Origin of the sequence: Haliscomenobacter sp. (assembly GCF_033763495.1) — a bacterium.
In the GTDB taxonomy this organism is placed as follows: Bacteria; Bacteroidota; Bacteroidia; order Chitinophagales; family Saprospiraceae; genus Haliscomenobacter.
This window is the reverse complement of record NZ_JANRKL010000066.1, coordinates 17965-37075: the sequence shown is the minus strand read 5'-3', so window position 1 is coordinate 37075 and position 19111 is coordinate 17965. Positions and strand designations below refer to the sequence as shown.

The following is a 19111-nucleotide window of genomic DNA, read 5'->3' as shown; positions in this document are numbered from 1 at the left end:
GGCAGGTTTGTGGGGAAATGCTAGGTTTAAGGGGAGTTTTTTAGTTATTTATTAAACAATAGGCTATTATCGGTTGAAAACCTTGCAAATTTGTATAGAAAAATTTAATTTTATAGTGCATAAAAATGCACGGTATTGACATAATGCAATGACAATAGTATATACGGACAAAAGCTGAAATATAAAATTTTTGCTGATATTCACTGATACAACTCAACTTATTCATTAATACTAAAACCCAAGTACCATGTCTTTTTTAAACATAGACCCTGGCGTCGATAGCGATGACGCATTCTTCAACGCATTTGATCAGGAAATACAAAAGAAAAAAAAGGAAAAACCTGATCCCGAACCGAGAGATCCACGAAAACAAAAAACCAGACCACACGATCACATTCCCGATGTACAGGTGATTGATGCACCAGCCTTTTCGATTACCAATCCGTCCGAAACCTGGGAAACCACGGTTTCAGAATACTGCTTTCCGCTCACTTTGGAAGCAACGGTGGCATTGGTGAAACTAACCGAAACTGAGAACAAAAAAGTACGGGCAATTGGACAGCGACACTCTTTTTCTCAAACCTGTTTAACCGATGGTGCCTTTATTGACCTCTCCAAGGCACATCCATACAACCCCAAAAAACACAATGATACCGTAGATAAACTCGACCAGTCCAGTTTATCCCTGCTTAAAGACGATGTAGATGCAAGAAACTATTTTGATGTGCCTGGCGGGATGCAGATTTTTATGATCAACAAAATCCTTTGTCCTGAACATAAAGGAGACAAAGTATTAGGCGGCATGCGACGCCGCATGTTTAATATGGGAGGAGGGGATGTTCAATCTTTTGCAGGTGCTTTTTCTACTGGAACCCATGGCTCGGGTGGTATTCACAGTGCTTACCACGATATGGTTCGATCCATTCTTTTGGTGGCTGGAGATGGTAAAGTATACCGGATAGAACCCGAAAATGGCCTTACTGATCCATCCAAACATGCTCAGTTTTATGATAGCAGAATTGAATTAATTCAGAATGACGATAAATTCTACTCCGCACTGGTTAGTTTTGGCTGTTTTGGGGTTATCTATTCCGCAATCATTGAAACAAAACCAATGGTTTTTTTGCACAAAGAAATCATTTATCAATCCGGCGGATGGAGCGAACAGGTGATTAAAACAACAATCGACCTAGTAATGAGTAGCTTAAAGGATCGAGAGGAAATCTTCCATTTCCTCTATTTTAATCCCTATCCCGTTGGGGACAACCTGCACCCTTCCTACTTGACAAAAACATTAACCGTGGTGGAAAACGAGGAAAAAGTGGAAGGAAAAGATGAAAACATCCAAAAATGGCCTGCTGCTTATACCAAGTGGCCTTGGGTGGGAGATTTTATAAGAATTTTGACCAACCATAAATTGTCGCCTCCTCGTCGACTAATTGAGTCCGTACTCAAAATGCAAAGGAAAGATAACGGCAGGCGGGATCTTGCTTACCGAATTTGGAACGCAGGAACCAGTGGTCGCTTGATGACGATTGGAACAGGCATTGAGTTTGCTTTTCCAGTGGAAGAAGTCCCCGAAATCCTTAAATCAATTACCGCGCACTTGAATCAGATAGGCAATCAGGATCGCGGGTTCTATGTAAATGGCCCCATCGCCTTGCGTTTTGTTAGGGCATCCAAAGCCTTTTTGGCCCCCAATTGTGCCAAATTTAAAACCAAGGAATACGATTGGTGGTGTTTCATTGAAATTGTACGCATCAATAGCAGCGATCGGGAAGCCGATAAAAGAGAAATGGAACTATACAAACATTTGCAAAAAATCCAGGCGACAAAAGGAAGGCCGCATTGGGGGCTTAACTTCGAATTTCCTTTCGATCTGAATTTTTTAAAAGAAAATTACCCTGATATCGATAAATGGATTGCTGCCAAGCATTTTTTTGATCCCAAGGGGGCTTTTGAAAGCAGGTTTGTTGAGTTGTGCTTGGAGTAAGGAAGGTTGTTTGGGCAATTTTCTTGCTTCATAAGGTTGAGGAAGGTTGATTATCAATTGCCGAATAATCAACCCTCCTTAAATCTACCCAACTATTTCAAATCCAACCTCTTGTAAGTCTCGCCAAAAATCCGGGTACGACTTCACTACCACTTCCGGTTCATGGATTTTTATTTCCCCCAAATAAGCCAGAGGAGCAAAAGCCATGGCCATACGGTGGTCTTCATAGGTGGCAAACTCCGGAGCAGGGCCAGGGATCTGAGCCTGACCTTCAATGCGGAAATACTCTTTACCGTCGCTTGCTACACCTTCTTCTACTACTTTAACCCCCACCTTTGCCAATTCTTGATTCAGGGCAGCAATCCGATCCGTTTCTTTGATGCGCAGGGTTTCCAAACCAGTAAAACGGCCAGTTACACCCAAGCCAGCACAAACAACAGCAATGGATTGAGCCAAATCGGGGCAAAGCAAAAAATCGTATTCAAAAACGCTTGGCAATGGCAGACCACTTTTACTCAGGTGAACGCCTTTGTCATTAAAAGTTGTTTTTACTCCCAGATGCGCCATAATTTCAGTCAAAACGGCATCTCCCTGCAAACTTTCGGCAAACAGACCATTGAGTTGCAAATCCACTTCTTTCGCAAAAGCAGCCATGATGTAATAATATGAAGCAGCCGACCAATCGGCTTCCACAACAAATGGCCGTGCCTGGTATTGCTGGGGTGCTACCCAAATGTACTGCCCGTCCCATTCGTGTTCTACCCCAAAATAAGCCATCTGGGCCAGGGTCATCTCGATGTAAGGCCGCGATACTATTTTTCCTACCAATTCCAGCTCAAGGCCGTTAGGTAAAGTAGGCGCAATCATCAGCAATGCCGAGATGTATTGGCTACTGGTGCCTGCCGAAATCTGTACTTTATTGTTGACCCCAAAATTATCTGGTGGCCCAATGAGCAAAGGCGGATAACCTTCATTCTCCAGGTATTCAATATGGGCTCCTAATGACCGCAGCGCATTGACCAGAACACCGATAGGGCGTTGCTTCATCCGCTCGGTACCGGTCAGGGTTTGTGTGCCGGGCTGGGTAGCCAGGTACGCGGTCATGAAGCGAAAGGTAGTGCCTGCAGCACCTGCGTCCCGAACCGGGTCGGTGCTGGCCAATAGGCTTTGCAAAAGGTCGGTGTCTTTGGCGTTAGCCAGGAGGACAATAGGGAAATCTTCGCCGCACAATGCCCGAATAATCAGGCTGCGGTTGCTGATGCTTTTGGAACCAGCAAGAGTGATTTCGCCAGATAAAGTAGTGTTGGTTTTGCGTATAGCGTACATGATGCTTGGGTATTCTAGCTCAGCACCCACGATTAAAGTCTGTAGGGTGAGGCAAAGTGTGGACTCCCACAACCCACGATTTAAAGTGTGGGATTCCCGTGGGTTGGCGGTATTCCATGACCATAGCCATTTAACAGATTAGGCTGAAGGCCAGATAAAGGTGATGGCCTGCTCGATATCAGGATGCAAACTTTTGGCAACGGGACAATTGTAGCCAATTTGCTCTAAAATTTGCTTTTGTTTTTCATCATAGGTTTTGCCCTCAGGAAAAGTGATGGTCATTTCAATTTTAGAAATGCGCCGAGGGTTGGCAGCCATATGTTTGGTGATGCTGGCGTGTGCACCATCCATGTCGATGCCACGCTCCCGCGCCCCGATGCCCATCACCGTGAGGGCACAATTGGCCAGTGCGGTAGCAACCAGGTCGGTTGGAGAAAAAGCCTCTCCTTTGCCGTGGTTGTCCACTGGTGCATCGGTGATGATGCTGTTGGATGAAGCCAGGTGGGTGGCAGTGGTGCGTAGCTCACCCAGATAGGTAACTGTTGAAGTCATGCTGCTATTTTTTAAGGCAAATTGACTATCAGGCAATTGAAATAATGCCTAATGATTTTGACATAAGACTCTTTCGAGTTACGAGTTCCGAATACATGAGTTTAGAGATTAGAAGTGAGCTGCCGCAGCGACTCAGGCAAGCTCTAGTCAAAGTCGCTGCGGCAGCTCGCCTCTAATCTCTAAAACTCATGTACTCTAAACTCGTTACTCAAAAAAGAAAATCATTAATTGCTTGATAAACACCTCGCCTCAAGTCTATTAGTTACTCCTCTTCACTGGGTTGTTGTTCTTTCTGCGCGGCTTTTTCTTCCCGCTCGGCTTTTTCCCGCAATGCCTTGTCCGATTTTTCGTAGGCATTGATGATTTCTTTAACCAGGCGGTGGCGAACTACGTCGTCGGCATTGAGCTCCACTTCGGCAATACCATCTACATGGCGCAGAATATGGAGTGCCCGGTACAAACCCGATTTTTGGTTAAAAGGCAAATCGATCTGTGACAAGTCCCCCGTGATGATGCATTGAGCACTCGGCCCCAAGCGCGTCAGGAACATTTTGAGCTGAAGCGTGGAGCAGTTTTGGGCCTCATCCAGAATGATGAAAGCATTGTCGAGGGTCCGCCCACGCATGAAGGCCAAAGGTGCAATCTCGATGATGCGATTGGTCATGAATTGGGCCAGTTTGTCTGGTGCAATCATGTCATCCAAGGCATCGTAAAGTGGGCGCAGATAAGGATCGATTTTTTCCTTGAGGTCGCCTGGCAAAAAGCCCAGACTTTCTCCTGCTTCTACCGCCGGGCGGGTCAGGATGATCTTTTTAACCTTACGGTTTTTGAGTGCCCGCACCGCCAGAGCTACTGCGGTATAGGTCTTACCCGTACCTGCAGGACCTACTGCAAACACGATATCGTTGTGCTCTGTAGCCTCAACCAGCTTTCGCTGATTCACCGTTTTTGCCTTGATGGGTTTGCCATCCCGGGTATGCAGGATGGTTCGATTGTTGTCCGACTCGGGCAAGCGGGTTTCCCACAGGTTTTCACCCATCAATAGATCTTCGACTGCTTGTGTTGAAAGGGCATGTTGTTCTTTGAGCAACTTGACCATCATTTCGAATTTGGCTTTAGCAGCCTGGGTGAATTTCTTTTCGCCAGCCAGTTTCAGGTTATTACCCCGGGAGGTAATGGTGATTTCCGGAAATGCCTTGCGCAAGAGGTTCAGTTTTGCGTTGTTTTCCCCGAAAAGTTCCAGTGGATCAACGCCGTCTACGGTTAAAATGATTTCGCTCAATAGTCCCTCCGTCGTTTTAGTGAATGAGCAAAAAGGTTTTGAAATAGGATTTATATACAAGCAAAGGTTTGAAACAATATTTTTGTTCCCGTACTCGCTCAAATCTTGGGTAAAATTAAGATTTTAGCGCAGATCGAACTAGGATACGGGGCGATAAAAAAATAAGTGCTCATTTTGCCAAAGGATTAGATAAGTAAACGTTTCATTTCAAGTGCCTTATCTAATCCTTTGGCTCAAGAAAAATGAGCACTTATTTTTGCCCCACTACCAATATCATTTTTGTGCCTAAATAAATGGAAAACGCTATAGAATGGCTATTGTAACTTTGACCACCGATTTTGGCTTGCAAGACTACTACTCCGCACTGGTCAAAGGTGCCTTGTTGTGTGCTAAACCTGACCTGCTGATTGTGGATGTGTCGCACAACATCAACAATTACGACATTGTTCAGGCTGCTTTTATTCTGCGTAACACCTGGAAAAATTTCCCTGAAGGCAGTATCCATTTGATTGGAGTCAATGACCTGGCCAGCACCCAACAACGCTTTTTAGGCCTGGAGCAAGCCGGACATTTTTTTGTTGCCCCGGATAATGGCTTACTTGCCCTTTTGTTTGATCAATTGGAGAGCCCCGTTTATTCCTTACCTGTGCCTGAGGCTAGTGTTTTCCCCATCAAGGATGTATTTGCCCAAACGGTTTGGTACCTGACTCAAGGTCAAAAATTGGAAGAGTTCGCCGAGCCGATCAGTGATATGGTTCAACGCATCACCTTCCAACCCGTGATCAGCCCTAACCGTATCCGGGGGGCAGTCATTTACATCGATCAGTACGAAAATGTAATCAGCAACATCAACCGCGAGTTGTTTGAGCGGGTAGGCAAAAACCGCGAGTTCGAGTTGTACTTCAAGCGCCATGACCCCATCCTCAAACTGAGTCGCAACTATTTCGATGTAGCCGTAGGAGAAACCCTCTGCCTGATCAATTCTGCTGATTACCTTGAATTGGCCATCAACATGGGTAAAGCGAGCAGCATGTTGGGCTTAAAATTGGAAGATACCATCCAAATAGATTTTAAAAACTAGCCTTTATGTTGAAAAGAATGGTAAAAATGACCTTCCAAAAGGACCGTATCCCGGACTTCCTGGCCATTTTTGAAGAAAGTAAACACCTGATCCGCAATTTCCCCGGCTGCCAACATTTGGAGCTTTTGCACCTCGAAGGCCAGCCGGAGGTGATGTTTACTTTTAGCATCTGGGATGGGCCGGAGGCATTGGAGACTTATCGGCAGTCGAACTTGTTTCAAAGTACCTGGAGCAAGACGAAGGTTTTATTTGCAGGAAAACCGGAGGCCTGGAGTATGGGAGTAGTGTCTGAGGTGTGAAATCAAGACGGACCTTGTTTCTTTACTTTATTTCCAGTATTTTTGAATTCTAAGATTTGTAAATACCAAAAAGAGACTTCTATCATAACGAGATTCGTAAAACTTTTGAAAAGGAGGGGTGGATTGTTACTGATGATCCTTTGCAGTTGTTTTGGGAAGATAAATTGCACTATCCAGACCTTGAAGTTGAGCGAGTTATTGCAATTGAAAAAGGAACTGAAAAATTGGCAGTAGAAATTAAAAGTTTCTTAGGCCAAAACTTTTCTCATGATTTTTATGAAGCAATGGGGCGCAGATAAAGAGCGTAATCATTTTCAACTGCTTACGGTGGGTTGGCAACAAAATGCTAAATTCGTTTATGCAATTGCTTTTCACCTTGATATCAAAGATGGCAAGATTTGGGTATATCAAAACAACACTGATGCGATGATAGGCGATGAATTAATGGAACGAGGAGTTGCTAAAGAAGATATTGTTTTAGCCTTTCATGCGCCAAGCGAACGAGCTTTTACAGGGTTTGCCGTGGCCTAGCCCTATCTCATTCTTCTTAGCCCTGCGCTACAACGATACCGCTCTTCATGATAATAGGCAAATAAATCATCCATCGATTTTACGCAACGGTTGATTCCCCATTCCTCCGCCCATGCCAGTGGCCCTTTAGGAAAATTCATCCCTTTCATCATAGCCAGATCAATGTCTTCCCGAGAGGCAATATTCCAGTGCAATGCGTCTGCTGCTTCATTAAAAAGCATAATAAGGATACGCTCAAAAATCTGTTGCAACAAAGCCTCATCGGTGCTCGCTTTTGGCATATCCCGATGATAATCATAAAAGCCCCGGCCCGTTTTTTTGCCCCAGTATCCCGCTTCGAACAAACGTTTTTGAGTGAAAGAAGGTCGATAACGCGACTCTTGGTAACAACCCTGGTACAAACTCTCAGTCACCCTAAAATTCACATCATGGCCAATGAAGTCCATCAATTGGAAAGGCCCCATGCGAAAGCCACCCAGACTGGTCATGGCTACATCAATGCTTGCACAATCCGCAATGCCCTCATCCAGAATCCTCAATGCTTCTGTATAAAAGGGTCTGGCAATACGATTGACAATAAAACCCGGGGTGTCTTTGGCCACAACCGGCAATTTCCCCCAACGTTCCAGTTCCTTTTTTACCAAATCCAGCCATTGTCCATTCGTTTGAACCGCCGGGACTACCTCCACCAACTGCATCAAAGGAACCGGATTAAAAAAATGAATGCCCAGTACCCGTTCGGGTCGCTCACAACTGGCGGCAATTGCACTCACGGATAAGGAGGAGGTGTTTGTTGCCAAAAGGCAGCCTGGGTTGACCACTTTTTCCAAACGGCTGAACAATTCTTTTTTTATGGCCAAATCTTCCACAATGGCTTCGATGACCCAATTGCAGGAGCGGAATTTTTCAAGGTGATCTACCCAGGCGATGCGTTGCAAGGTAGCCATAACCGCAGTGGCACTGGAACGGCCTTTTTCAACTTCTTTTTGCAAACTCTGGTCAATTCGCGCCAAGGCTTGCTGGCCTGCCATGGGTTGTGCATCGTACAAAAACACCTCATGGCCTGCCTGAGCAGCCACTTGAGCTATCCCCGCCCCCATGGTCCCGGTTCCAACAATTCCTATTTTCATCTTTTAGGTTTAAACGAGCTTTTATACGGCTTAGCGCAAGCATTTGAAATAATCGAAAGGCTCCAGACACTCCTCGCAGCGATACAAGGCTTTACAGGCGGTGGAGCCGAAGCGGCTCAGCATAGTGGTTTGTTGAGAGCCACACTGTGGGCAAGATACGATTGGCTCCGCACCAAACAAAGCTTTGGTACTGTTGAGTGGTTCAACCGGGGGGGCAATGCCATAAGCCAGGAGTTTTTGTTTGCCTGCTTCCGAAAGCCAATCTGTCGTCCAGGCTGGTTGCAGCACCAGGTTTACTTTCACGGATGGATACCCTGCCTGTTCCATAGCCAGTTTTATGTCCAGCGCAATGGTATCCATCGCCGGACAACCAGAGTAGGTAGGGGTAATCTGAATTTCCACGCTGCTTTCACCTTGCGTTATGCTGCGCACCACACCCAGGTCTACAACACTGAGAACGGGGATTTCCGGGTCATGGACGGATTCGAGGATTTGCCAGATGTGGTGATTGTTTTGCATTTGGTTTTCCATTTCACCATTCACAATTGGGGTAAGCCCGTTGTAAAAATTGCATTTCGGCCAATAAATACCCCAGGTGTTCAGTGTGCACCCCATTTTTTCCTCCTTTTTGCATCCAGCTCCGCTTGGGCACATCGAGGGTAGCTTCGGCCAAAACGTTTTGAACCTCTTGTTCCCACAAAGGACGAATCAATCCCAAATCAGGTGTAAGCCCCATGATGCACAATAAGTGATCAGTTGCGTTGGGCGTGGTCAGTTCTCCGGTAAATTCCCAGAGTTCGTGCAAAGCCTTTTCCATCCGATGGTGGCTTTCCTCTGTGCCGTCGCCTAGGCGAATCACCCATTCTGAAGACCATTTCAGGTGATAGCTTGCTTCCTTGAGGGACTTGACGGCGATGTTGGCTACATTTTCATCGCCAGAGTCGGTAAGGGCTTTCAAAAAGTGGTAATGAAAGGCGTCGAAAAAAAACTGACGCAGCACGGTTTGGCCAAAATCACCATTGGGCAGTTCCACCAGCAAAACATTGCGGTACTGGTCTGCATCACGGAGGTAGGCTAAATCATCTTCACTCTGTCCTTGACCAAGTTGTACTGCTGCCAATTGATACCAGTTGCGCGCTTGCCCGATGAGGTCCAGGGCCAGGTTGGATAGCGCAATGTCTTGTTCCAGAATCGGCCCATGCCCACACCATTCCGAGAGGCGATGCCCCAACACCAAACTGGTGTCCGCCATGCGCAGTAAAAAATCACTCAGCGCGGTATTTACTTCTGCTGGATAAGGATTGGCAACGAACATAATCCAGTTTTAAATATGGGTGAGTGAATCAGGCACTTCGTAAAAAGTCGGATGCCGGTAGGCTTTGTCGTCCGCAGGGTCAAAAAAAGCTTCTTGCTCATCGGGGTTCGATGCGTGGATGTGCTTCGACTCCACGACCCAAATGCTCACCCCTTCCCGACGGCGGGTATACACATCTCTGGCATTTTCCATTGCCATTTGTGCGTCGGCAGCATGCAGGCTTCCCACGTGTTTGTGGTCAAGGCCTTGTTTGCTGCGGATGAAGACTTCCCAAAGGGGCCATTGTGTGTCCATGTCTACTGATTATAATGACGAATAATTCGAATGACGAATGACGAATTTTAGGCAACCCGCCAAATTCGTCATTCGTCATTCGAATTATTCGTCATTCTTTTTTTAGCAAAAGCTGCTGCTGCCTCCCTCACCCAAGCCCCTTCCTCATGCGCCTTGCGTCGGGCTTCGAGGCGTTGGCGATTACAGGGGCCATTGCCTTTGACTACTTCCCAAAATTCCTCCCAGTTGATGGGGCCAAAATCGTAGTGGCCGCGTGTTTCGTTCCATTTCAGGTCGGGATCGGGAATGCTCAGTCCGAGGTATTCAGCCTGGGGAACAGTGGCATCCACAAATTTTTGACGCAACTCATCATTGGTAAAACGTTTGATTTTCCACTGCATCGATAAGGCTGTATTGGGCGATTCATCGTCTTTGGGGCCAAACATCATCAGTACCGGCCACCACCAGCGGTTGAGGGCATCCTGAGCCATAGCACGTTGCGCTTCCGAACCCTTGGCGAGGGTCATCATGATCTCGTACCCCTGCCGTTGGTGAAAACTCTCTTCTTTACAAATCCTTACCATGGCTCGGGCGTAAGGGCCATAGGAGGTGCGGCACAAGGGGACCTGATTCATAATGGCTGCGCCATCGACCAGCCAACCAATTGCCCCCATATCGGCCCAGGAGAGGGTGGGGTAATTAAAAATACTGGAATATTTGGCCTTACCACTGTGCAGGTCATCGATCATTTGTTCCCGGCTGGTGCCCAGGGTTTCGGCGGCACTGTAAAGGTAAAGGCCATGCCCGGCTTCATCTTGCACTTTGGCCAATAGCACTGCTTTGCGCCGCAAGGATGGCGCTCGGGTAATCCAGTTGCCTTCCGGCAGCATTCCCACAATTTCTGAATGAGCATGTTGGGAAATTTGCCGTACGAGGGTACGCCGATAGGACTCGGGCATCCAATCTTTGGGCTCGATGCGCTGGTCTTCGGCAATCCGCAGGTCGAACTGGGTTTGTAAATCTGGGAGAGCTACCATGGTCATTTATTTTGCATCAAAATCCAGTGTCACTTGCGCCGAACGGGGATGACTTTGACAGGTCAGGACGTACCCCGCTGCAAGCTCATCCGCTTCAAGGGCATAGTTGACTTGCATTTTTACATTTCCTGACAACACCTTGGCCCGACAGGTACAACAAACGCCACCCTTGCAGGCAAAGGGCAAATCAGCACCACTACGTAAAGCGACATCCAATACACTTTCCCCATCGTAGGCCACAGGGATTTCAAAGGTGCTGCCGTCTAGGTGGATTTTGACTTTACTTAAAGGGCCTTTAATTTCGTTGTCAAGAGCTGGTTTTGGAGCTTTGTTTTTTAAACCAAATAACTCAAAGTGAATTTTTTGGGGATCAAAAGCTGCTTCAATCAAAATCTGTTTTACGGTATGGATCATGTCCTCCGGGCCACAGATAAAACATTGATCGATGCGTTCTACAGGGATGAGTTTTTGTAAAAAAGAACGACATTTTTCGGCATCGATTCGCCCGTGGAATAAGGACGCATCTACCATTTCCCGGCTCAAAATGTGGTAAATGCTTAACCGCCCCATATGACGATTCTTCAAAGCTTCCAACTCGGCTTTGAAAAGAATGGAATGCCGGTTTTGATTGCCGTACAGCAAAATAAAACGGCTATACGGCTGGGTAGCCAGCACCGTTTTGACGATGGCTAAAATAGGGGTAATCCCACTTCCTGCGGCGAAGGCAAGGTAAGTTTGAGCGCCCTGGCTTTCAATTTGCTGCCCAAATCTGCCCATCGGCGGCATTACCTCAATGGTGTCTCCTACTTTTAAGTGCTCATTGGCGAAAGTGGAAAATACACCTCCAGGGACTTTTTTGATGGCCACCCGCCATTCCTGCTCCAAAGGGCTACTACAAATGGAATAAGAGCGCCGGATTTCCTGGCCTTGCAAATTCACCCTAAAAGTCAGGTATTGCCCGGCTGAAAACCGAAACTGTTGCTGCAATTCAGCAGGCATTTGCAGCGCAACCGAGACACAATCCTTGGCCTCAGGGCGGATATCGGCAACTTTTAAGGGATGAAATTTCATGTTTCTTTTTCCTGATGCAACAAAGGTAGAGGGATTTCGTAAACTAACAAACGTTAGTACGTTTTTGTTTTTAGTAAAAAAAAGATGATCGGGTGTGTGAAAATGGGAGAATGGCCTACTTTTGGCAAGTAAAGTTGAGGTGATTTAGATGGTTGAGGAAGGTAAAAGTTACGTTTACTCAACCTTCTAAACTTCCCTCAACCTCCTCAACTCAATATACATGCAAACAATAGCCCTCAGCGACTACAACATTTACGTTGGCCCGATTGAAACGGGATGGCAGCGTTTTTTGGCACAAAAAAAATACAGCCAAGTCTTGGTCATTGCTGACGAAAACACTGCCCAATATTGCCTGCCACGTTTGGTTGATGCCCTTGGAAATCAGCATTATCTATTGATCAAAATCCCGGCGGGAGAGCAACACAAACACATCGGGACTTGCCAGGAAATCTGGCAGCAAATGTTGGATGCCGGACTGGATCGGAAAGCTTTGGTCATCAATTTGGGAGGTGGCGTGATTGGTGACATGGGTGGCTTTTGTGCGAGCACCTACAAAAGAGGCGTGGATTTTGTACAAGTACCCACGACCTTGCTTTCGCAAGTAGATGCATCGATCGGAGGCAAGTTGGGCATTGATTTTGGCATGGTCAAAAACAGCATCGGCGTGTTTTGTAACCCCCAAGCGGTTTTTGTCGATCCAGCATTTTTGACGACCCTATCGGCTCGCGAAATCCAGAGTGGATTTGCCGAAATCATCAAACATGGCCTGATCCAGGATGTAGAGCAATGGAATAAAATCAAAAATATCAACGATTTAAGTGGAGTCAACTGGGCAGAGCTGATTGTGCCCTCTTTGCTCATCAAAAAACACGTGGTTGAGGAAGACCCCTTTGAACGGGGCTTGCGCAAGGCGCTCAACTATGGCCATACCATCGGTCATGCGGTGGAGGGATTTGCGCTGGAAACGGATCGTCCCCTCTTGCACGGTGAAGCCATCGCCATAGGGATGATTACGGAGGCCTGGTTGTCCCAACAACAAGGATACCTCAGTGAGGCAGATTTGGCGGAAATCAGTACTTTTTTCATCAAAATTTATGGCCATTACGCCCTGCATGAAGAAAATTTTCCAGCCTATTTGCGTTTAATGGGAAATGACAAAAAGAACGAAAACCAAAAGATCAACTTTTCCCTGATTGGTGCCCCTGGGCAGGTGCACATCAATTGCCATGCGGATGCTGCTGCGATTGCAGCTAGCCTAAGCTATTACCAGCAATTGAGTCATTGAAAATAATTTGTATCTTTGGGTATATATTAGCCAAAGCTTATGCGCACAATCATCGAATATCTTTTTAGTGGAGCCAACCATTCTACCCATTTAGTCATCGTAAAATGGATGTGGCGCCTGACCTTGTACGGGTTGCTTTTTGGATTTTTGTTTTTTGTGCTGTTGTCTTTCACCAATTTGCCCTCCTTGCAGCAATTGGAGAACCCGCGCAGTGAGTTAGCCACTCAGATTTTGGCCGACAACGGGGAAATGTTAGGGGTTTATGCCGCTGAAAACCGCATTCCAATTACCTACGATTCCCTCTCACCTTACCTTGTTCATGCCCTGATTGCTACGGAAGATAAGCGCTACTATGAACACGCAGGCATCGACTTTGAAGCCTTAGGCCGGGTATTGTTCAAAACGGTATTGCTGCAAAAACGCAGTTCGGGGGGAGCTAGTACCATTACCCAACAGTTGGCCAAATTGTTGTTCACCCAAAAACCAGGCTCTGGTTTGGCGCGGGTGATGCAAAAATTTAAGGAGTGGATCATTGCGGTACGTTTGGAGCGAAAATACACCAAAGAGGAAATTTTGTCGATGTACCTGAACAAGGCAGAATTTGTCAACAATGCCTACGGCATCAAGGCTGCAGCCGATACCTATTTCAGCAAAACGCCAAAAAATCTGGAGCTTCAGGAAGCCGCCATGCTGATTGGGATGCTGCAAAACCCTTCCTACTTCAATCCTATCCGTCGGCCTGAACTGTGTAAAAAACGCCGGGAAATCGTATTGAACCAAATGGTAAAAAATGGCTCACTCACTGAAACCCGTTACAACGAATTGCGGACTACCGAACTGGGAATCAAATTTCGCCGCAAATCTCATATCGATGGCATTGCTACCTACTTCCGGGAGGAATTGCGCCAGGACCTTAAGGCGATTTTAGCCAGTAAAGAATGCCAAAAACGCTCCGATGGCACTCCTTATGATTTGTACCGGGATGGTTTGAAAATTTATACCACCATCGACGGGGAAGTACAAAGGCTGGCCGAGCGGGCGATGATCAAACACATGTCCAGCCTACAAAAGGCCTTTTGGAATGAATGGCGAGGCAAAGACCCCTGGCTTTACAAAGGAGGTTCGGATGCCAATATTCCCCAGGTACCTACTCGTCTGGCCGCATTGGAAAACAATATTCGGGCAACTGATCGTTATCAGGTGCTTCGCGATTTGTACCTGGGCGAGATCACCCGGCGCATTGAGTCTGATGCAGTTGGGGAAGGTTTTTTCCATGAAGACGATCGTGAAGTGGACCGCATGGAAAAGGAAAATCAGAAAGCTGGCTACCTAAATCAATTGGTAGAGCAACAGATTATAGGCATAAATCTGGCGGCCCAATACCGCAAAGTGATGAACCATCAGGATTTTCCCGAATTGCTCACCCAATGGCGGCGTTTGCAGGAGGTGGTCAAACGGGATTTTCGTCGCCCTGTGCGGATGAAGGTTTTCACCTATGAACCAGGGAAAAATTTTGAAAAAGACACAGTAATGTCGCCACTGGATTCCATTAAATACCACCGCATGTTTTTGCAAACCGGTATTTTGGCAGTGGAACCCCGCAGCGGATACGTCAAAGCCTGGGTAGGCGGCATCAATTCCAAATATTTCCAGTACGACCATACTAGAATCAGTAGGCAGGTGGGTTCTACCTTCAAGCCATTTGTATATGCTGCGGCCATAGCGCTCAATCGACTCTCGCCATGTTATACCGTTTACGATGTTCAACAAACCATCGAACCAGGTGACGGGGATTTCAATTTGTACAGCCGGTGGGCCCCCCGCAACTTTAACAATGAATATTCCGGTCGTTTGATCAATTTGAAAGAAGGGCTGCGCAAGTCCAAAAACTCGGTATCGGTCCAACTGGTTAAAGAACTCAAGAGTACGCTACCCATCCGCACCCTTGTGCATGCAATGGGCATCGACAGCAGTACCCGTTACCCCAATGGTCAGTACCGGGTGCCTAAAAGCCCGGCAATTTGTCTTGGAGCTGCTGATTTGAGTGTGATGGAAATGACGGGTGCATTTTCCACTTTCGCCAATAACGGACTTTTTGTGCGCCCCACCACCGTTTTGCGCATTGAGGACAAAAATGGCAAGGTGATCTACGAGGCCGAAATACGGGAGGAACAAGCCATTCAGGCTGCCCCCAACTATGTGATGGTCGAACTATTGCGTTATGCAGCCAACATCAGTGGGATCAAAAGTGACGTGGGGGGTAAAACCGGTACCACCAACGACTTCGTGGACGGTTGGTTTATGGGCATGACGCCCAATCTGGTGGTTGGCACCTGGGTAGGGGGCGAAGATCGCTGGATTCATTTCCGTTCTTCCACCTATGGCCAGGGCGCGCGGATGGCTAAGCCGTTTTTTGTAGAATTCATCCGCCAATTGGAAAGCGCCAAAGACTTACGTTTCGACGCTTCGAAACGTTTTTATCGCCCCCCCGGGGATTTAGGTATCGAACTGGATTGTTCAAAGTACACTCAGGGTGGTTTAAATTTGAATGATCCAGGCGTAGGGGCTGGTAAAGAAGATCAGTTTGGGGATGAGTTGAATAATTAAGCAAGGTCTTTAAATCAAATTTTGAGGCAACACCAAAAGCATTCCTTTTTTTTTACTTTTGCACTAGTGTTTCTCACTAGATTAAATGACCGCGCTAATGCCATACCAACGCATCGCTTACTTTGTTTTCATCGGAATTTTCTTGGGATTGCAGGCTTGTACACCTCCTTCCGACAAAAAAGTTTCCACCGTAGTGCGCACCAATATTTTTGAAGACGCTACAGCCCAGGAAATTTACCAATTGCAGGATACCCGCAACGTTGATAGTTTGCTCTTTTACTTGCGCGATGCAGATCCCAGCTACCGTTACGCCGCAGCGATGGCTTTTGCCTCCATCAAGGACAGTACCATTGTAGAGCAATTGGGTGAATTGCTCAAAGACGAATCACCCGATGTACGCTATGCTGTGGCCTATGCTTTGGGGCAAACCCAGGCCAAGGCGGCAGAGCCCTTGCTGATTGCCGGCTTTGATCGTTTTGACAGCACGGGCCTTTCCATGAAAGTCAATGCTGCCATTTTGGAAGCCATTGGTAAATGTGGTTCCAAAAAAGCGCTGCAACAAATGAGTGCCGTAAGCACTTACAAACCCAGTGATTCAACCCTCGTAGAAGGTTTAGCCTGGGGGATTTACCGCTTTGCCCTTCGGGGAATCACGGATAGCACAGCTACCAAACGGATGGTGGAAATGCTCCTGAACCAACAATTCACCCCACGCATTCATTACATCGCTGCTTATTTTTTGGCCAGAGCCAATGTGCGACTGGATACATTTGCGGCTCAATTGGCCCCACTCGCCCCTAAAGCCAATAGCCCATACCTGCGAATGGCACTGGCCAGTAGCCTCGGCAAAACCTACAAACCGTATGCAGCTGATACCCTGGCCCATTGGTTGCCCAAGGAGCCTGATTACCGGGTGCGCGTCAACATCGTACAAGCACTGGGAAAACTGGATTATAAGCTTACCCGTGTTGCTTTGTTTAATGCCTTACGGGACCCCAATAGCCATGTGGCAGCAAGCGCAGCCAGAACCTTGGCCAGCTATGGACAAGGACGCGATGCCACCTATTATTGGCGATTGGCCAAAGATTCAACCCTCAATTGGGCCGTACAGGCCAACTTGTATGCCGCAGCCCAACGTTTGTTGCCACCTTTGTATGCTGACTACCGGGAAATGATGAACTTCCAGTGCCGCCGGCGTTACGAACGGAGCCAGAGTGCTGAAGAAAGAGCAGCATTCCTGGATGCACTCAGCGAGTTTGGTTGGAACTACCGCTACATCCAACAACAGGCGGTTGCAGTAAAAAGCCCAGTAGTGCGGATGGCTGCCTGGAATGGTTTGAAAAAAATCGCCACCCGCCCGGATTTTGAACGTTTCTTTGGCCTGGGCTGGCGGAAAGTAGGCAAGGAATTGTCAATTTTTTTCAAACAGGCTTCCCTGAGTAAAGACGCGGGTCTGATTGCAGTTGCTGCTGAGGCCCTACGGGTCCCTCAGCGAAATTTTGGCCAATATTTTACCCAGGTAGGATTTTTAGATACTGCATTGGCGAGCCTAAAATTGCCCCGCGACATTGAGACCCAGTTTGAAGTCCAAAAAACGATCAACTTCCTGAAAGGCCAGCCGGAGCCGAAACCAGCTAAAATTGATCCCAGGAAACACCTCATCAATTGGGAAACTCTGGCTAGTTTGCGCGAACGGCCAGTAGCCATCATCAGCACCAGCAAGGGCACGATTCGGGTACAGTTGATGCCGGAGTTAGCTCCAGGTTCGGTAGCCATGTTTGTGGAACAGGCACGTAAAGGGTATTACAATGGCAAATCTTTCCATCGGGTGGTTCCCAATTTTGTCGCACAGGGCGGTTGCCCTCGTGGCGATGGTTACGGTAGCCTCGATTTCACTTTACGCACCGAAGTACCTGCTCCAATGCGTTATGACAACGAGGGTTTGGTAGGTTTGGCCTCAGCCGGCCAGGACACTGAAAGTGTGCAGTTTTTCATCACCCATTCCCCTGCACCTCATCTTGATGGAAATTACACTATCTTCGCGACTGTAATCGATGGCATGAGTGTGGTTCACGATCTGCACGTCGGCGATGTAATCAATAAAATCAGCATTCAATAGTGATACAAGTTTGTAGCGTTTAATCAAAAAACTACAATCTTGCAACCCAGGGACCTTTTCAAATAAGCACACATGAAAAATACGCCACTCACTGAAAAACACATAGCGCTTGGTGCCAAGATGGCCCCATTTGCAGGTTACAATATGCCGATTTCCTACACGGGAATTCAGGAAGAGCACCATACTGTACGCAATGGAGTGGGTGTATTTGATGTGTCGCACATGGGCGAATTCATTGTAAAAGGCAAACAAGCTCTGGAGTTGATCCAACACCTCACCACCAATGATGCTTCTAAATTAGGTGTTGGCCAGGCCCAATATTCCGCTTTACCCAATGACAAAGGTGGAATTATTGACGATTTGTTGGTTTACCGCTTGCCAGAAGACAACTGTGCGGAAGGTGAGCGTGCTTACATGCTGGTGGTGAATGCTTCCAATATAGAAAAAGACTGGAATTGGGTCAATGCCCATTTGGAGCCAACTGCTGAGTTTGTACGGGGGTTTGATACCCGGGTGATCAATATTTCTGATCAAACTTCACTTATCGCAGTACAGGGTCCCAAAGCCTTACAAACCTTACAACCCTTGACCGGCATCGATTTGGGGCGCATCAAGTATTACAACTTCGCTAAAGGTAAATTTGCAGGATTTGACAATGTTATCGTTTCGGCTACTGGGTACACTGGCGCAGGTGGTTTTGAAATTTATGTGGACAGTAGTCATGCTGCTGCGATTTGGGACGCCATTTTCGAATCTGGCAAAGCGCTGGGGATTGCCCCCATTGGTTTGGGTGCCAGAGATACCCTCCGCTTGGAAATGGGCTTTTGTTTGTACGGAAATGACATCGACGATACCACTTCTCCACTTGAAGCGGGCTTGGGTTGGATCACCAAACTAGCCAAACCCAGTTTCATTGGAAAAAATATCTTTGAAGCCCAAAAGGCCGCTGGCGTCAGCCGCAAGCTGGTTGGTTTTGTGCTGGAAGACCGCCGCATTCCCCGTCACGATTACGAAATTCTGGATGCTCAAGGCCAGGTAATCGGTAAAGTGACTTCGGGTTCACAATCCCCAACATTGGGCAAACCCATTGGTATGGGCTACGTCAAAACTGAATTCGCAGCACCGGGAACTGAAATTTTCATCTCAATTAGTGGCAAAAGCCTGGCAGCCACCGTGGTTAAAACACCATTTTTGGGACATGTTTAAACAA

The 19111-nt window shown here is 47.1% G+C and carries 18 protein-coding genes; 9 read left to right on the top strand and 9 right to left on the bottom strand.

Annotated features, from left to right (window positions below):
* Positions 1–247: 247 nt before the first annotated feature.
* The gene (locus tag SFV55_RS07805; protein WP_320028924.1) at positions 248–1993 is read left to right on the top strand and encodes a D-arabinono-1,4-lactone oxidase; all 1746 of its coding nucleotides are present in this window, start codon (positions 248–250) and stop codon (positions 1991–1993) included.
* An 84-nt stretch (positions 1994–2077) separates the two neighbouring features.
* On the opposite strand, the gene SFV55_RS07800 is transcribed toward SFV55_RS07805, so the two are convergent.
* The 3 genes from SFV55_RS07800 to SFV55_RS07790 form a co-directional block, all read right to left on the bottom strand.
* A complete protein-coding gene (locus SFV55_RS07800; RefSeq protein ID WP_320028923.1) occupies positions 2078–3319 on the bottom strand; it encodes a 3-phosphoshikimate 1-carboxyvinyltransferase in 1242 nt (413 codons plus the stop codon).
* 138 nt (positions 3320–3457) lie between these two features.
* Positions 3458–3871 (bottom strand): OsmC family protein, encoded by a 414-nt coding sequence (locus SFV55_RS07795; protein WP_320028922.1) that lies wholly within the window; start codon positions 3869–3871, stop codon positions 3458–3460.
* A 262-nt stretch (positions 3872–4133) separates the two neighbouring features.
* Positions 4134–5153, bottom strand: a complete 1020-nt coding sequence (locus tag SFV55_RS07790; RefSeq protein ID WP_320028921.1) for a PhoH family protein — start codon at positions 5151–5153, stop codon at positions 4134–4136.
* 310 nt (positions 5154–5463) lie between these two features.
* Here SFV55_RS07790 and SFV55_RS07785 point away from each other — a divergent pair, with 310 nt between their 5' ends.
* From SFV55_RS07785 to SFV55_RS07775, 4 genes are all read left to right on the top strand, one after another.
* A complete protein-coding gene (locus SFV55_RS07785) occupies positions 5464–6234 on the top strand; it encodes an SAM-dependent chlorinase/fluorinase (protein WP_320028920.1) in 771 nt (256 codons plus the stop codon).
* Positions 6235–6239: 5 nt separating this feature from the next.
* Positions 6240–6533, top strand: coding sequence for an antibiotic biosynthesis monooxygenase family protein (locus SFV55_RS07780; RefSeq protein ID WP_320028919.1), 294 nt, complete (start codon positions 6240–6242; stop codon positions 6531–6533).
* Positions 6534–6595: 62 nt separating this feature from the next.
* Complete coding sequence (locus SFV55_RS30170) at positions 6596–6832, top strand: element excision factor XisH family protein (RefSeq protein ID WP_413776695.1); 237 nt, start codon at positions 6596–6598, stop codon at positions 6830–6832.
* The gene (locus tag SFV55_RS07775) at positions 6801–7064 is read left to right on the top strand and encodes a XisI protein (protein WP_320028918.1); all 264 of its coding nucleotides are present in this window, start codon (positions 6801–6803) and stop codon (positions 7062–7064) included. Before SFV55_RS30170 ends, SFV55_RS07775 begins: the two co-directional genes overlap by 32 nt.
* Before the next feature lie 2 nt (positions 7065–7066).
* Here the strand turns inward: SFV55_RS07775 and SFV55_RS07770 are convergent, their stop codons facing one another.
* From SFV55_RS07770 to paaE, 6 genes are all read right to left on the bottom strand, one after another.
* Positions 7067–8194 (bottom strand): 3-hydroxyacyl-CoA dehydrogenase NAD-binding domain-containing protein, encoded by a 1128-nt coding sequence (locus SFV55_RS07770; protein ID WP_320028917.1) that lies wholly within the window; start codon positions 8192–8194, stop codon positions 7067–7069.
* Positions 8195–8224: 30 nt separating this feature from the next.
* Complete coding sequence (paaD, locus tag SFV55_RS07765; protein WP_320028916.1) at positions 8225–8725, bottom strand: 1,2-phenylacetyl-CoA epoxidase subunit PaaD; 501 nt, start codon at positions 8723–8725, stop codon at positions 8225–8227.
* A 1-nt stretch (position 8726) separates the two neighbouring features.
* Entirely contained in the window at positions 8727–9509 is a 783-nt protein-coding gene (gene paaC, locus SFV55_RS07760) for a 1,2-phenylacetyl-CoA epoxidase subunit PaaC (RefSeq protein ID WP_320028915.1), read from the bottom strand.
* A 9-nt stretch (positions 9510–9518) separates the two neighbouring features.
* Positions 9519–9803 carry a 1,2-phenylacetyl-CoA epoxidase subunit PaaB gene (paaB, locus tag SFV55_RS07755; RefSeq protein ID WP_320028914.1) on the bottom strand — a complete coding sequence of 95 codons (285 nt, stop codon included), beginning with the start codon at positions 9801–9803 and terminating at the stop codon, positions 9519–9521.
* Positions 9804–9871: 68 nt separating this feature from the next.
* Positions 9872–10819, bottom strand: coding sequence for a 1,2-phenylacetyl-CoA epoxidase subunit PaaA (gene paaA / locus SFV55_RS07750; protein WP_320028913.1), 948 nt, complete (start codon positions 10817–10819; stop codon positions 9872–9874).
* Positions 10820–10825: 6 nt separating this feature from the next.
* Positions 10826–11890 carry a 1,2-phenylacetyl-CoA epoxidase subunit PaaE gene (gene paaE, locus SFV55_RS07745; protein WP_320028912.1) on the bottom strand — a complete coding sequence of 355 codons (1065 nt, stop codon included), beginning with the start codon at positions 11888–11890 and terminating at the stop codon, positions 10826–10828.
* Between the two features lie 220 nt (positions 11891–12110).
* Between paaE and aroB the strand changes: the two genes are divergently transcribed.
* The 4 genes from aroB to gcvT all read left to right on the top strand — a co-directional run bounded on the left by aroB (position 12111) and on the right by gcvT (position 19107).
* Positions 12111–13175 carry a 3-dehydroquinate synthase gene (aroB, locus tag SFV55_RS07740; protein ID WP_320028911.1) on the top strand — a complete coding sequence of 355 codons (1065 nt, stop codon included), beginning with the start codon at positions 12111–12113 and terminating at the stop codon, positions 13173–13175.
* A 39-nt stretch (positions 13176–13214) separates the two neighbouring features.
* The gene (locus tag SFV55_RS07735) at positions 13215–15782 is read left to right on the top strand and encodes a transglycosylase domain-containing protein (protein WP_320028910.1); all 2568 of its coding nucleotides are present in this window, start codon (positions 13215–13217) and stop codon (positions 15780–15782) included.
* Between the two features lie 97 nt (positions 15783–15879).
* On the top strand, positions 15880–17901 hold the full coding sequence (locus tag SFV55_RS07730) for a peptidylprolyl isomerase (RefSeq protein ID WP_320028909.1): 2022 nt from the start codon (positions 15880–15882) through the stop codon (positions 17899–17901).
* A gap of 72 nt (positions 17902–17973) precedes the next feature.
* The gene (gene gcvT / locus SFV55_RS07725; protein ID WP_320028908.1) at positions 17974–19107 is read left to right on the top strand and encodes a glycine cleavage system aminomethyltransferase GcvT; all 1134 of its coding nucleotides are present in this window, start codon (positions 17974–17976) and stop codon (positions 19105–19107) included.
* The last annotated feature ends 4 nt before the right edge of the window (positions 19108–19111 follow it).

Excerpts from the sequence above, each read along its gene's own strand:
- paaE (WP_320028912.1), bottom strand. The coding sequence starts at position 11,890 with ATGAAATTTCATCCCTTAAAAGTTGCCGATATCCGCCCTGAGGCCAAG.
- SFV55_RS07800 (WP_320028923.1), bottom strand. The coding sequence starts at position 3,319 with ATGTACGCTATACGCAAAACCAACACTACTTTATCTGGCGAAATCACT.
- SFV55_RS07730 (WP_320028909.1), top strand. The coding sequence starts at position 15,880 with ATGCCATACCAACGCATCGCTTACTTTGTTTTCATCGGAATTTTCTTG.
- SFV55_RS07735 (WP_320028910.1), top strand. The coding sequence starts at position 13,215 with ATGCGCACAATCATCGAATATCTTTTTAGTGGAGCCAACCATTCTACC.
- paaD (WP_320028916.1), bottom strand. The coding sequence starts at position 8,725 with ATGGAAAACCAAATGCAAAACAATCACCACATCTGGCAAATCCTCGAA.
- aroB (WP_320028911.1), top strand. The coding sequence starts at position 12,111 with ATGCAAACAATAGCCCTCAGCGACTACAACATTTACGTTGGCCCGATT.
- paaA (WP_320028913.1), bottom strand. The coding sequence starts at position 10,819 with ATGGTAGCTCTCCCAGATTTACAAACCCAGTTCGACCTGCGGATTGCC.
- SFV55_RS07780 (WP_320028919.1), top strand. The coding sequence starts at position 6,240 with ATGTTGAAAAGAATGGTAAAAATGACCTTCCAAAAGGACCGTATCCCG.
- SFV55_RS07770 (WP_320028917.1), bottom strand. The coding sequence starts at position 8,194 with ATGAAAATAGGAATTGTTGGAACCGGGACCATGGGGGCGGGGATAGCT.
- paaC (WP_320028915.1), bottom strand. The coding sequence starts at position 9,509 with ATGTTCGTTGCCAATCCTTATCCAGCAGAAGTAAATACCGCGCTGAGT.
- SFV55_RS07795 (WP_320028922.1), bottom strand. The coding sequence starts at position 3,871 with ATGACTTCAACAGTTACCTATCTGGGTGAGCTACGCACCACTGCCACC.
- SFV55_RS07775 (WP_320028918.1), top strand. The coding sequence starts at position 6,801 with ATGATTTTTATGAAGCAATGGGGCGCAGATAAAGAGCGTAATCATTTT.
- SFV55_RS07785 (WP_320028920.1), top strand. The coding sequence starts at position 5,464 with ATGGCTATTGTAACTTTGACCACCGATTTTGGCTTGCAAGACTACTAC.
- SFV55_RS07805 (WP_320028924.1), top strand. The coding sequence starts at position 248 with ATGTCTTTTTTAAACATAGACCCTGGCGTCGATAGCGATGACGCATTC.
- gcvT (WP_320028908.1), top strand. The coding sequence starts at position 17,974 with ATGAAAAATACGCCACTCACTGAAAAACACATAGCGCTTGGTGCCAAG.
- paaB (WP_320028914.1), bottom strand. The coding sequence starts at position 9,803 with ATGGACACACAATGGCCCCTTTGGGAAGTCTTCATCCGCAGCAAACAA.